This is a genomic window from Paenibacillus sp. YPG26, assembly GCF_023704175.1.
Lineage (GTDB): Bacteria > Bacillota > Bacilli > Paenibacillales > Paenibacillaceae > Fontibacillus.
Map to the genome: position 1 here is coordinate 1,255,280 of NZ_CP084530.1, position 12,979 is coordinate 1,268,258.

Sequence of the window (12,979 nt, forward strand, 5' to 3'; positions counted from 1 at the left end):
CTAAGATCACCTAATTACCGGACTACCGACACCAATTACCAGAACAACAACAGAATCACCAGAAAGACCAAAACCACAGAACCAGCGGACGACCCTCAATCAACAGACGATCTGATCTTTGGAGGACGGCGGGCCGAGTAATTCCTCATCCTAATCATAAAGAAGCCATTCCCTCAGAATTCTTCTCTGAGCTGGAATGGCTTCTTTACTTAGTTATTCATATGAAGTTCAGGCTGAACCACTTTCTCTACAACATCGATGGTTCCGCCACCCAGACATATGTCACCATCATAGAATACGACGGCTTGGCCTGGAGTGATCGCTTTCTGCGGTTGATCAAAGATTACATGAACGCTGCCGTCTTCGCGAAGGGTCAAGGTGACGCCTTGGTCCGGTTGACGATAGCGGAATTTGGCTGTGCAGTGATAGGAGCTCTTCGGCAGATGCTCTTCACCCGCGATCCAGTTCACCCCGGAGGCAATCAGGCTAGTGGAGTACATGCTCGGATGCTTGTCTCCCTGGACAACGTAGAGGATGTTATGCTCAAGATTCTTATCCGCAACGAACCAGGGCTCTCCAGTTCCTGAACCTGTTCCGCCAATTCCCAGACCTTGACGCTGTCCGAGCGTGTAGTACATCAGTCCATCGTGACGGCCTTTGACCTCGCCAGTAACAATATCCACCATATCCCCGGATTTAGCCGGCAGGTATTGACTCAGGAATTCGCGGAAGTTGCGTTCCCCGATGAAGCATACGCCCGTGCTGTCCTTCTTCTTGGCCGTGTAGAGTCCGGCTTCTTCAGCAATCCGGCGGACTTCTGGCTTAGGCAGATGTCCGATCGGGAACATTGCCTTGGACAGCTGATCCTGATTGAGAGCGTTAAGGAAATAAGTCTGATCTTTGTTGGAATCGACACCGCGCAGAAGCTCGAAGCGGCCATCCTTCTCAACTACCCTGGCGTAGTGTCCGGTCGCCACATAATCTGCGCCCAGGTCCAGCGCTTTGTTCAGGAACTCGCCGAATTTGATCTCGCGGTTGCACATGACATCCGGGTTGGGAGTCCGCCCGCGCTTGTATTCTTCCAGGAAGTAGGAGAATACTTTGTCGTAGTATTCTTTCTCGAAGTTAACTGAATAATAAGGGATGTCGATCTGTTCACAGACGCGGCGGACATCTTCCGAATCGGCCTCAGCCGTACAATGCCCGAATTCATCGGTATCATCCCAATTCTTCATAAATATGCCAACGACGTCATAACCCTGCTGCTTGAGCAGAAGAGCGGTAACGGAGGAATCAACGCCTCCGGACATGCCGACAACAACCCTAGTATCACTGTTTGCTTTGGACATGAATATCACTCCTTTAACAGTTGTTATAAAATGTAAAAAATCTAAACAAACATCGCGATTTCTTTTCCAAAATCGCTGGAGATATGTTACGATAAACTGAGGTCAAAGATCGGAATAGGGCGATATAAATAATTCATATTTGTGAATTAGTTTGCCCCGTTTCTTACTTTTATAGGTTCAAAGATCTATTATATAAAGATTACGCGAAAATTGAAAGAGGTGGCTTCTTTGAAAATATCCACAAAAGGGCGCTATGGATTAACAATTATGATGGAACTCGCTGCTAAATTTGGCGAAGGACCAACCTCCTTGAAGAGTATTGCTGAGAAGAATCAGCTTTCTGAACATTATCTTGAGCAATTGATCGCTCCACTTCGTAATGCCGGGCTAGTAAAGAGTATCCGCGGTGCATACGGCGGGTATATTCTGTCGCGCGAGGCTGCTGATATCACAGCCGGTGACATTATCCGGGTGCTTGAGGGCCCGATCTCTCCAGTAGACTTTACCGAGGAGGACGATCCTGCCAAGCGCGATTTGTGGCTCCGCATCCGTGACAGCATTGCTGAGGTGCTGGATTCGACTACTCTTGACAATTTGATTAATTTTGAAGAGCGGGGCGCCAAAGAGAATTACATGTTCTATATCTAGATCTGCATCTAGCCCCCCCCTCACTAACCTGTAAATTGATAATTAGAATACGTTGGAACTAGTTTAGCAGCCCATTCGCAGATTAGAGTGGGCTGCTTTTGTTATATCAGCATCTCTGCCCAAGAATGGCGTTCCAATGAAAATTAGAGGCGGTTATATCTTACGGGCTTCCCCCTATCGGGCATATATTGCTGTATAAGTCATACACGAGGAGATGGGGACGAAGTGCCATTTCGAAGAATACAGAGCAAATTACTCAAGGACAGAGCAATGCGGAGATCCCCCTTGCTGCACAGTCATCTCCCCGAGACCCTTCCTTATCATCCTGATGTGCTTAAGAGGATGCTGGATCGCCATGCGGTGGTATTTGTTAAGCCTGATCTGGGAAGCCAGGGAAGAGGAATAGTGAGATTGAAGCGGATCAAGCATGGAGGAGTTCACATCTCATGGGGACTTAGCAGCAGGAGAGTGAACCGGAAATACATGGTCCGGGCACTTCACCAAAGACTTCGTCCATATCAGCCTTATCTGGTCCAGCAGGGTCTTCAGCTTACCAAGTATCATCACCGCTTAATGGATATTCGCGTCTTCCTTCAGAAGCCGGGATCTAAATGGCTAATCTCGGGTAAAGTAGTGCGGGTTGGAGCCGCCGGAAGATTTGTGACCAATTACAGCCAGGGCGGGCGGCCGGTCCATCTGTCCAAGGTGCTGGATTCCATTTATCGTCATGACCAGCAGAGGACAGAGGCGGCAATTCAGAAAATTGATCAGTTAGCTTACCATGCAGCTGCGGCTTTGAGCGGCAAATTTCGGGGGATTCGTGTTCTTGGGATTGACATCGCATTAGACCGTACTGGCCGGATCTGGATCATTGAGGCAAATACAAGGCCTGGCACTCAGCTGTTCAAGCAGCTCAAGGATCAGTCCATGTATCGAACGATTGTCGCCAGATATCAGCGTATTAAGTATATGAATAGAATTCATAGACGGAAATAAATTGTATGGGGATCGGGAATCCCCTGTTCTTGTGTAGTACGACAAACTTCTCGCCCAATGCGAAAATAGGCGAAGGAATGTTCTTGATTATTTAGGATAACCTCTATACAATAAGGTCTCGCGAAGATACGAATTTGTGGGCCTCCAGGCAAGAGTGTCTACATCTAATAAGGGTGAATTTAACGTTGAGAAATATATATCTAGATCATGCGGCCTCCACCCCGATTCATCCGGAGGTAGCGGAAGAAATGCTGCGCGTCATGCAGGGACAGCATGGGAATGCATCCAGCATACATGCATTCGGCCGTGCGGCCAAACGTACAGTTAACGGGGCACGGGATATTCTCGCTGCCTCTTTGCACTGCCGTCCTGATGAGCTCGTGTTCACCTCCGGCGGTACGGAGAGTGATAATTTGGCTCTCTTTGGCGCGGCGGCGGTGAGCAAGAAGAAGGGCAGACATATAATTACAACTGCAGTGGAGCATCACGCTGTGCTGCATGCATGTCAGCGGCTGGAGGAGAATGGATATAAGGTTACCTACCTGCCTGTCGATTCACGCGGCTGGGTGGATCCGGCGCAGGTCAAGGAGGCTATTACAGAAGACACGATCCTGATCAGCGTAATGTACGCCAACAATGAAGTGGGAACCGTGCAGCCCATTGCCGAAATCGGGGAGATAGCCCGCGGGCAGGATATTATTTTTCATGTGGATGCTGTCCAGGCGTTCGGCTCACTTGAGATCTCTTGTGAGAATCTTCCTGTGGATCTCATGAGCTTCTCGGCTCACAAAATCAACGGACCCCAGGGAACCGGGGCGCTCTATGTGCATCGTAATATTGTGTTAGAACCGCTTCTGTATGGTGGACTTCAAGAGAGGAAGCGGCGTGCAGGGACCGAGAACCTGGCTGGGGTGTCCGGCTTCGCCAAGGCTGCAGGGCTCACTGTATCCAATCTGCCGGCCAAGCAAGCTAAGGATGAAGAGATGCGGCACACTTTCTTGAATGCTCTTGACCGCTTCGTGGGCAAGGAACATTACGTCCTTAATGGGCACCCCACATCCAGGCTGGCCCATATTGTTAATGTCAGCTTCCCGGAAGTGGGCACAGAGACGATGCTGATGAACCTGGATATGGAGGGAATTGCGGTGGCTAGCGGCTCTGCCTGCACATCAGGGTCACTCGAGCCTTCTCACGTTCTTGAAGCTATGAAGGTGCCTGAAAATGTTTTGCGCTCCGCGATTCGTTTCAGCTTTGGTTTGGGTAATACTAATGAAGAAATGGAATACGCGGCCAAAAAAGTTGGAACTATTCTGGACCGTATACGTAGTAGGAAATAGGTCTTCGTTCTTTTACTACTAACCGGCAGGGAGCGTGTCTTCGTTTTCAAAGGTTGAGGAGGGATCCTAAGGCCATGAGACTGCAAGAATTGATCGGATTGTCCGTATTTGACGTGGAGGAAGGCAAGCAGATTGGGAAGGTTCTGGATGTCCTTCTAAGTAGTGACTGGAAGATCGAAGGTATTGAACTGGAGAGCAAAGGCCTCTTCTCATCCAGCATCAAAGCAGTGCTATGGGAAGATATCGTCGCTTATGGCGAAGATGCCGTCATGATTCGTAATCAGCAGGCTGTCCGCAAGATGGAGGCCGAGAATATACAGCTAACCTTTGTCCTTGGTAACAGTAAGCTAAGAGAGCTTCCAGTTCTTACAAGCGATGGTGTTATGATCGGGCATGTCAGTGATGTTTATTTTGACCAGGATTTGGGCAACACAATAGTAGGATTGGAAATTAGTGATGGGTTTATTTCTGACCTGATGGAGGGCCGTAAATGGCTGCCTTTTACTTCAGACATGACCAAAGGCGAGAGCGCGATCATTGTGCCTCCTTTGAGTGAAGAAAGGCTTGAAAAAGGGATATATACTGCTAACGAATAGGTGTGATACGATGATGAAGTGTCCAAATTGTAGCTCAAAAGATATAGGCAAGATTGGTTCCCACCAGTTCTATTGCTGGGGCTGCTTTATTGAACTGACTGTGAACGGAGAGAAGATGTCTGTATACCAGGTGGAAGAAGACGGAACGCTGAGTTCTCTGGATGATCTCTTCTTCGGTGAGGAAATGATTCAGGACTTTCCTCATATCCACGCATCCTCGTAAGGAATTCCGTTCCCGTACATATGAACTGCTCATAGCCGCTTTGCCTCTGCTCCCTCGTTGGAGCTTTCGGGCAGGCGGCTTTTCTTTATCCGCAATTTTAACCCGACTTGTCCCTGCACCTGATTATTTTGCATACCCGGCGCATATACTCTCTACATACAGCTAGTCCGTCTAGAGGGAGGGAACTATGAATGGAACCATTCTGGAACAGCAAGATGTTCCGCTATGGCCTATGGGTGCTGCTGGGGCTAATTATTGTGTATTTCCTGTGGCTGCTGAAGCCGGTGATCATACTTCTCTTCAGCTTTCTGAAAGTGATCTTCGCCCCGTTCATCATAGCGTTGATTATTTCCTATGTGCTGAATCCGATTGTGAAGCTTCTTGGTGAACGCAAAGTCCCCCGTACGGCGGCCGTTCTATTGATCTATGCCGTATTTCTGACAAGCCTGTCGGTGATTCTTGCTAATATGATTCCCATGTTCATGAATCAGCTGGAGGAGCTTGGTGAGCATCTGCCTGAGCTTACCCTGCACACTCAGCAGATTATGAACAGCTGGGACACTTCAATTTTGCCGAACGGCATACGCATGGGAATGAATAACTGGTTTTTTCAATTTGAGCAAAAGCTTGCTGCCGGGATCTCCGATTTCATGAACAATATAGGCGCGACGATTGGCGTGATTTTTAATGCGTTCATCATTCCGTTCCTCATCTTCTATATGCTTAAAGACTTCGAGGTAATTGAGCGGATGATCATTACCTATCTCCCTCATTCCAGACGGAAGTCCATCGTGATGCTGATGAAAGAAATTGACGAGGCACTCGGAAGCTACATTCGTGGCCAGCTCCTTGTCTGCGTAATCATAGGAACCTTTGCATATATCGGGTATATGATTATCGGCATGCCTTATGCACTGCTCCTCGCCAGTATGGTAGCGGTCTGCAATATTATTCCCTACCTGGGTCCGTTCCTTGGTGCCGCTCCCGCTGTGCTGATGGCGTCGGCCATCTCCTGGCGAATGGTTCTGATGGTCATCGTGGTTAACACGATCTGCCAGATGCTTGAGAGCAATGTAATATCCCCTCAGGTGGTAGGAAGAACACTGCATTTGCATCCGATGTTCATTATTTTTGCCCTGCTGGTAGGGGGCGAGATTGCCGGCATTCCGGGGCTTATTCTGGCGGTTCCCTGCTTTGCCGTTCTCAAGGTGGTTATCCAGCATTTCTATGCATACTATGTCCGCAGGAAGACGGTGTAGGGCCGATTGACAGCCTGACAACGGGCTTATATACTTGAATGTATATGTCAAATCGTTGATGAGATAAAGTACGTTCAGGCCCGGATTCCCAGAGAGAAGGTTCCTTCGTTGCTTCAGGTGCGCAGCACCAGGCAGACGTTGGCTGAGAGAACCTGAATTTCGGTTGTACGGAAAGCAAATCTCGGAGAGCGGGTTAAATCCGCCGGATGGCTATCGTTAACAGCCAATCAAGGCGATCGTTCTTAAGTACCCGGGATAACCGGAATAACAAGAACGTTAACCAGGGTGGTACCGCGAGCTAATCGTCCCTGAACTTCAGGGGCGTTTTTTGTTTTTTTATATAACCGTTTAGGAGGCTGTTCCATCATGAAAGCAAGTGAAATTCGTTCCAAATGGCTGCAATTCTTCTCATCCAAAGGGCACAAGATTGAACCGAGTGCCTCACTCGTTCCGCATAACGATCCATCGTTGTTGTGGATTAACGCGGGCATGGCACCGCTTAAGCCGTATTTTGACGGTCGTGTGAAGCCTGAGAACCCGAGACTTGCCAATTCGCAGAAATGTATCCGCACCAATGACATTGAGAATGTCGGCAAGACCCGCCGTCACCATACGTTCTTTGAAATGCTGGGTAACTTCTCAATCGGAGATTATTTCAAAGAAGAGGCGGTAACCTGGGCTTGGGAATTCCTGACCAGCAAAGAATGGATCGGCTTCGATCCAGAGCGTCTGTCCGTAACGGTATATCCGGAGGATGAAGAAGCATACAAGCTGTGGAATGAGAAGCTGGGCCTGCCTGCTGAGCGCATCGTGAAGCTTGAGGACAACTTCTGGGATATTGGCGAAGGACCTTGCGGACCATGTACCGAGATCTTTTACGACCGGGGAGAAGATTATGGGGATCTGTCTGATCCGGAATGTTACCCTGGCGGGGAGAATGAACGATACTTGGAAGTGTGGAATGTCGTATTCTCTGAATTTAATCATAATAAGGACGGCTCATACACGCCGCTGCCGAACAAGAATATTGATACGGGTGCAGGTCTTGAGCGTTTCGCCTCGATTCTGCAGAATGTGGCTTCTAACTTTGACACGGACCTTTTCCAGCCGATTATTGCTAAGACCAGTGAGATTTCTAAAGTAAAGTACGGAGAGAACACGGAGAACGACGTGGCCATGAAGGTCATTGCCGACCATATCCGTACGGTGTCTTTCGCAGTGGCTGACGGTGTGCTTCCATCCAACGAGGGCCGGGGATATGTGATTCGCCGCCTGCTTCGCCGCGCTGTCCGCTACGGCAAAATGCTGGGTCTTGACCGGCCGTTCATGTTCGGCCTAGTCGAGGTGGTAGGCGAGATTATGGGCAGTTACTATACAGATATAGTGACTAAGCGGGAGTTCATCGAGAAGGTCGTTCGTACCGAAGAGGAGCGCTTCCACGAGACTCTTACGGACGGCTTGGCTATTCTGGCCACGATCAGTGAGGAAGCCAAGTCAGCCGGCAGCAGCGTCATCAGCGGACCGGACGCGTTCAAGTTATACGACACCTACGGGTTCCCGCTCGATTTGACCGAGGATTATGCGGCCGAGCACGGACTTGCTGTAGATCGTGAAGGCTTTGAAGCCGCTATGCAGCAGCAGCGTGACCGGGCTCGTGCAGCCCGCCAGGATAGTGGAAGCATGAAGGTTCAAGGCGGCGTCCTCTCCGATTTCACGACTAAGACCGACTTTGTTGGTTATAATGAGCTTGTTGCGGACTCTAAAATTGTAGCCATCGTAGTTAACGATGCATTTGTAGATCTAGTATCCGAGGGGGAGTCTTGCCAGATTATCCTGGATCAGACTCCGTTCTATGCGGAGAGCGGGGGTCAAGTCAGTGACAAGGGCGAGATCCGCAGCGCTTCCGGCAATGCGAAGGTAGAAGGTTTGTTCAAGGCTCCCCATGGCCAGTTCGTTCACACGGTTACCGTTCAGTCCGGTGAACTGCGTACAGGAGAGACCGTAACAGCAGCAGTGGACCGTAGTCTGCGCTCAGATATTATCAAGAACCATACCGCAACCCATCTTCTTCATAAAGCGCTGAAAGAAACTTTGGGAGATCACGTGAATCAAGCGGGTTCATTGGTTGAGCCTGGACGTCTGCGGTTTGACTTCTCTCATCTTGGCAGCATAACCCAAGAGGAGCTCGCGGAAATTGAGCAGCGTGTGAACGAACAGATCTGGAACAGTCTGGATGTTATTATCGAGCTGAAGCCGATTGATGAAGCCAAAGCAATGGGGGCCATGGCCTTGTTCGGGGAGAAGTATGGAGATGTGGTCCGTGTTGTTCAAGTTGGCGGATACAGCCTTGAGCTGTGCGGAGGATGCCATGTTGAGAACACTTCGCAGATCGGTCTCTTCAAATTGATCAGTGAGAGCGGAATTGGCTCAGGCGTAAGGCGGATTGAAGCGGTAACCGGCCGTCAGGCTTATGAATATATGGACAGCCAGCTGGATGTTCTTAAGCAGGCTGCATCCCTGCTGAAATCTCATGTCGGCGAAGTGCCGAAGCGGATCGAGGCTCTCCATCAGCAGGTGAAGGACCTAAGCCGCGAGAATGAATCGCTGCAAGGCAAGCTCAGCGGAATTGAAGCCGGCGCACTGACAAGTCAGGTGAAGACAGTTGGCAGCACCCAGCTTCTCGCAGTCCAGGTACAAGCGAGCAGCATGGATGCTCTGCGTACGCTTGCAGATGAATTGAAACTTAAGCTGCCCGAAGCCGTACTTGTGTTAGGGGCTGCTGTCGAAGACAAGGTGAACTTTGTAGTCGCTGTGCCTCAGCAGGAAGTGAAGCGGGGCCTCCACGCGGGCAAGCTGGTCAAAGAACTCGCGGCTTTATGCGGAGGCGGAGGCGGAGGCCGTCCGGATATGGCTCAGGCCGGCGGCAAGGATGCATCCAAATTGGATGAGGCGCTGAAGCTTTCTGTTCAGTTGATTGAGGCCTCAGCAGTATAGAAGTTCCATATTCAGGATAGGCAGATGTCTCAAATATTTCCTTAAGCGCCCTTGAATATGTTATAGTTAAGAAGGCAGGCTGTAACGCTTGTAATCTCCCGCGGGCAATTGTTCGTAGAAGTGAGGTGTCATCTTGGACTCCATGGATAAAACAGTCAAGTTCAACGTCACAGGCGATGAGCATGAGGCTTCGGCTCAGGAAATTCTTTTATCGGTATATGCAGCGCTTCAGGAGAAAGAGTACAATCCGATTAACCAGATCGTTGGTTATTTATTGTCGGGTGACCCTGCATATATTCCAAGGCACAACAACGCTAGAAGTTTGGTACGTAAGAAAGAGCGGGATGAATTAATCGAGGAATTGGTTAAATATTATTTGGCCGGCCACAGGTAAGCCGCTCTGTTCTGCAGAAATAGGAGAACAGAAATGAGAATATTAGGCTTGGATTACGGGGACCGCAGAATCGGAGCATCCGTCAGCGATGCTTTTGGATGGACTGCCCAGGGGCTTGAGACGATCGAGCGCAGGGGTGACGAATCTGAACTGAAGCGGATTGCCGAGCTTGTGAAGGAATACGATGCTGAGGAAATTGTCGTCGGACTTCCGAAGAACATGAACGGTACAGTAGGTCCCCGTGGTGAAATTTGCATGGAATTTGCCGCTCGATTGCGGGAAATTCTAGGATTACCGGTTCACCTTTGGGATGAACGGTTAACAACGGTCTCGGCACAGCGAACGCTGCTGGAGGCTGATGTCAGCCGAAAAAAACGCAAGCAGGTCGTGGATCAAATCGCTGCGACACTGATATTGCAAAATTTCTTGGATTCTAAGAGCAAAAGGTGAGGGTGATGGCAAATGGCTAACGATCGCATGAATAACGAAGAAGAACCGGAAATTATCTACATCCCTGATGAAGAGGGAAATGAAGAAGAATTCGAAGTTATTATGAAATTCGAAGTGGATGGTTCTGACGCAAAGTATATGATGGTCGTTCCTCTTGATTCCGAAGAAGAAGACGAGGATAGCGAAGAAGTGTATGCTTTCCGCTTTGAAGAAGACGGTGAAGATCTGAAGCTGTTCACGATTGAGAGTGATGAGGAATGGGAGATTGTTGAAGAAACCTTCAACACCCTGCTTGACGAATTGGGCGGTGAGGAAGAACATGACTGAGTTTTCCGCTGAGCATGTGACTTGGAGCTCCCGAGTTAAGGAAGCTTTCGGACCCGTAGTTGAGCTTCAAGACGAGCAAGGCCACACCTCGTATTACCGTGTTGAGCGGGAATTCGATATCGGCGGCCAAGCCTATGTTGTTCTTCTTCCTGATGAAGATGGCAAGTCAGCAGAGCCTGAGATCCTTAAGATCATTACGTCGCAAGAAGGTAATCTGGAACTGGTTACCATTGACGACGATGATGAGTGGGAGAATGTGTCTGAGCTGTACGATGAGCTTACCTTCCCTGAGTAGCCTATACTCTTATTTTGATTAATCCTGCTTTGTTATAGCATGTTACAAGAAGAGCGGAATTTACCGCTCTTTTTGTATGGTATAGAGGAGTTGAATTTTTTGAACAAATTCGTACGGCGGCTGTTCACCATTTGTCTTGCACTCTTCGTCATTTTGGGTGGTGTGGCGGTCTATATTTACAACCAGATGCAGCCTGTAGATCCTTCCTCAACAAGTGTGAAAGTGGAAATAAAATCTGGAGCAGGGACGGCCAGGATTGCCGACATTCTCAAGCAGGAAGGGCTTATCAAAAACTCCTTGATGTTCAAGGTCTATTTGAAATTGAAATCAGAGGGAGCCAAATTTCAAGCCGGTGTCTATGAATTAAGTCCGGGTATAACTTATGACCAAATTATCGAAAAGCTTAATCGTGGCGATGTCGTGAAAGCGGACATGGTCCAATTTACGATACCTGAAGGTTATACGGTTAAGCAGATGGCGGATAAATTAAGTCAGGAAGGCATTGTGAACAAGGACCGCTTCCTGAAGCTTGCTAAAGATCCGGCAGATATTACCGTTCCGCTGCTTCATGAATTCCCTGCTAACGGCAAGCAGATCTACAGGCTTGAAGGTCTGTTGTTCCCGGAGACCTATGAGCTTAAGAAAGGCAGCAGTGAAGCCGATATTATGGCCCGGATGCTTGAAGAGCTGCAAGCGAAGCTGGACAGCATCCCGGATTGGAAGGTTAAGCTTGAGAAGAGAAAGCTGACGCTGACTGAACTCATGACGGTGGCTTCGCTTATCGAGCGTGAAGTTGTAGTTGATACCGAACGCAGACGGGTGGCTAGCGTTATTTACAACCGCCTTGAACAAGAGATGAAGCTTGAGATTGATGCCACAGTTCAGTATTTGCTCGGCAAGCCGAAGGAACGTCTGCTGAATAGTGATCTGAGGAAGAAGAACAGTCCGTATAATACTTATTTGTACAAAGGTCTTCCACCTGGTCCTATTGCCACTCCAAGTGTGAAGTCGATTGAAGCGGCGCTTGAGCCGGAGACTACGAATTATTTCTTCTATGTGACGAAGAAAGATGGCTCACAGGAGCATTTATTTGCCAAGACGTATGCGGAGCATCTGAAGAATATCCAACATAGCAATTCTACTGCTAAATAAAACCGAGGTGTTATTTACATGATAGGGAACAAACCTGAACTTCTGGCAGCCGCGGGCTCTATACAGGAGGTTAAGGAGTATATTGCCGCCGGAGCTAACGCGGTGTTGATAGGTGAAGACAAGTTTGGCATGAGGCTGCCGGGAAGTATGTCCATTTCCGAGATTGGAGAGGCCGTCCGTGCCGCACATGCTGAACAAGCGAAAGTGTATGTGAGTATCAATAATCTGATCAGTAATGAAATATTGGACGAGCTTCCGGGGTATGTCCAGGCACTTAATTCAGCAGGGGTGGATGGAGTCGAGTTCGGCGATCCGGCGGTATTGCGTGCGGTTCAGCAGTATGCTCCGGGTCTGAAGCTGCACTGGAATGCAGAGATGACTTCAACCAATTATGCAACAGCCAACTATTGGGGCTCTAAAGGCGCTGTCCGGGTCATATTGGCACGGGAGCTGAACATGGACGAGCTTACGGGAATGAAGCCTCATCTGCAGTTAGAGGCAGAGGTTCAAGTTCATGGAATGACTAACATATACCACTCTAAGCGCAAGCTGGTACAGAGTTATATGACACATCAAGGAAGGCCTGTAGAAGGGGAGAATCTGGGGCTGGATCGGGGTCTATTCCTGATTGAAGCAGAGCGGCAGGACGAGAAATTCCCGATCTATGAGGACAGCAACGGAACTCATATTATGAGCTCGGACGATATTTGTATTCTTGAGGATCTTCATATTCTGCTGGAAGCTGGTCTGGATTCCTTGAAGATTGAGACAATTCTTAAGCCGGTTAGTTATAACCGCATCGTTATTGGAGTATACCGGACAGCGATTGATAGTTATTATGCGGATCCTGAAGCTTATGAATATCAGGAGTCATGGATGGATACCATTCGTGCAGTCCAGGACCCTGAGCGTGAGCTTTCATTCGGATTCTTTTACAAAGAACAGGTGTATTAAGGGGG

14 protein-coding genes are annotated in these 12,979 nt (G+C 48.9%); 13 read left to right on the top strand and 1 reads right to left on the bottom strand.

From position 1 onward, the window contains the following. Positions 1–209: 209 nt before the first annotated feature. A complete protein-coding gene (gene mnmA / locus LDO05_RS05850) occupies positions 210–1,349 on the bottom strand; it encodes a tRNA 2-thiouridine(34) synthase MnmA (RefSeq protein WP_251377933.1) in 1,140 nt (379 codons plus the stop codon). A 228-nt stretch (positions 1,350–1,577) separates the two neighbouring features. Between mnmA and cymR the strand changes: the two genes are divergently transcribed. The 13 genes from cymR (at position 1,578) to LDO05_RS05915 (ending at position 12,974) form a co-directional block, all read left to right on the top strand. Further along, a complete protein-coding gene (cymR, locus tag LDO05_RS05855) occupies positions 1,578–1,997 on the top strand; it encodes a cysteine metabolism transcriptional regulator CymR (RefSeq protein WP_251377934.1) in 420 nt (139 codons plus the stop codon). Positions 1,998–2,222: 225 nt separating this feature from the next. Beyond that, the gene (locus LDO05_RS05860; protein ID WP_251377935.1) at positions 2,223–2,993 is read left to right on the top strand and encodes a YheC/YheD family protein; all 771 of its coding nucleotides are present in this window, start codon (positions 2,223–2,225) and stop codon (positions 2,991–2,993) included. Positions 2,994–3,178: 185 nt separating this feature from the next. Beyond that, on the top strand, positions 3,179–4,330 hold the full coding sequence (locus LDO05_RS05865) for a cysteine desulfurase family protein (RefSeq protein ID WP_251377936.1): 1,152 nt from the start codon (positions 3,179–3,181) through the stop codon (positions 4,328–4,330). 74 nt (positions 4,331–4,404) lie between these two features. Continuing rightward, the gene (locus LDO05_RS05870) at positions 4,405–4,926 is read left to right on the top strand and encodes a PRC-barrel domain-containing protein (protein ID WP_251377937.1); all 522 of its coding nucleotides are present in this window, start codon (positions 4,405–4,407) and stop codon (positions 4,924–4,926) included. Between the two features lie 13 nt (positions 4,927–4,939). Then, positions 4,940–5,149 carry a hypothetical protein gene (locus tag LDO05_RS05875; protein ID WP_251378625.1) on the top strand — a complete coding sequence of 70 codons (210 nt, stop codon included), beginning with the start codon at positions 4,940–4,942 and terminating at the stop codon, positions 5,147–5,149. A 191-nt stretch (positions 5,150–5,340) separates the two neighbouring features. Further along, positions 5,341–6,408 (top strand): AI-2E family transporter, encoded by a 1,068-nt coding sequence (locus LDO05_RS05880; RefSeq protein ID WP_251377938.1) that lies wholly within the window; start codon positions 5,341–5,343, stop codon positions 6,406–6,408. A gap of 366 nt (positions 6,409–6,774) precedes the next feature. Then, positions 6,775–9,402, top strand: coding sequence for an alanine--tRNA ligase (gene alaS / locus LDO05_RS05885; RefSeq protein ID WP_251377939.1), 2,628 nt, complete (start codon positions 6,775–6,777; stop codon positions 9,400–9,402). Between the two features lie 133 nt (positions 9,403–9,535). Next, the gene (locus LDO05_RS05890; RefSeq protein WP_127200453.1) at positions 9,536–9,796 is read left to right on the top strand and encodes an IreB family regulatory phosphoprotein; all 261 of its coding nucleotides are present in this window, start codon (positions 9,536–9,538) and stop codon (positions 9,794–9,796) included. Positions 9,797–9,829: 33 nt separating this feature from the next. Beyond that, the gene (gene ruvX / locus LDO05_RS05895; protein WP_251377940.1) at positions 9,830–10,246 is read left to right on the top strand and encodes a Holliday junction resolvase RuvX; all 417 of its coding nucleotides are present in this window, start codon (positions 9,830–9,832) and stop codon (positions 10,244–10,246) included. Between the two features lie 12 nt (positions 10,247–10,258). Further along, entirely contained in the window at positions 10,259–10,573 is a 315-nt protein-coding gene (locus tag LDO05_RS05900; RefSeq protein ID WP_251377941.1) for a DUF1292 domain-containing protein, read from the top strand. Further along, positions 10,566–10,868 (top strand): DUF1292 domain-containing protein, encoded by a 303-nt coding sequence (locus LDO05_RS05905; protein WP_251377942.1) that lies wholly within the window; start codon positions 10,566–10,568, stop codon positions 10,866–10,868. Before LDO05_RS05900 ends, LDO05_RS05905 begins: the two co-directional genes overlap by 8 nt. Before the next feature lie 120 nt (positions 10,869–10,988). Continuing rightward, a complete protein-coding gene (gene mltG / locus LDO05_RS05910) occupies positions 10,989–12,020 on the top strand; it encodes an endolytic transglycosylase MltG (protein WP_251378626.1) in 1,032 nt (343 codons plus the stop codon). A gap of 21 nt (positions 12,021–12,041) precedes the next feature. Beyond that, entirely contained in the window at positions 12,042–12,974 is a 933-nt protein-coding gene (locus LDO05_RS05915) for a peptidase U32 family protein (RefSeq protein WP_251378627.1), read from the top strand. The last annotated feature ends 5 nt before the right edge of the window (positions 12,975–12,979 follow it).

What these genes read in the sequence shown, in the direction of transcription:
- mnmA (WP_251377933.1), bottom strand. Translation starts at nt 1,349, where the DNA reads ATGTCCAAAGCAAACAGTGATACTAGGGTTGTTGTCGGCATGTCCGGA.
- LDO05_RS05870 (WP_251377937.1), top strand. Translation starts at nt 4,405, where the DNA reads ATGAGACTGCAAGAATTGATCGGATTGTCCGTATTTGACGTGGAGGAA.
- LDO05_RS05875 (WP_251378625.1), top strand. Translation starts at nt 4,940, where the DNA reads ATGAAGTGTCCAAATTGTAGCTCAAAAGATATAGGCAAGATTGGTTCC.
- LDO05_RS05880 (WP_251377938.1), top strand. Translation starts at nt 5,341, where the DNA reads ATGGAACCATTCTGGAACAGCAAGATGTTCCGCTATGGCCTATGGGTG.
- alaS (WP_251377939.1), top strand. Translation starts at nt 6,775, where the DNA reads ATGAAAGCAAGTGAAATTCGTTCCAAATGGCTGCAATTCTTCTCATCC.
- ruvX (WP_251377940.1), top strand. Translation starts at nt 9,830, where the DNA reads ATGAGAATATTAGGCTTGGATTACGGGGACCGCAGAATCGGAGCATCC.
- LDO05_RS05900 (WP_251377941.1), top strand. Translation starts at nt 10,259, where the DNA reads ATGGCTAACGATCGCATGAATAACGAAGAAGAACCGGAAATTATCTAC.
- LDO05_RS05905 (WP_251377942.1), top strand. Translation starts at nt 10,566, where the DNA reads ATGACTGAGTTTTCCGCTGAGCATGTGACTTGGAGCTCCCGAGTTAAG.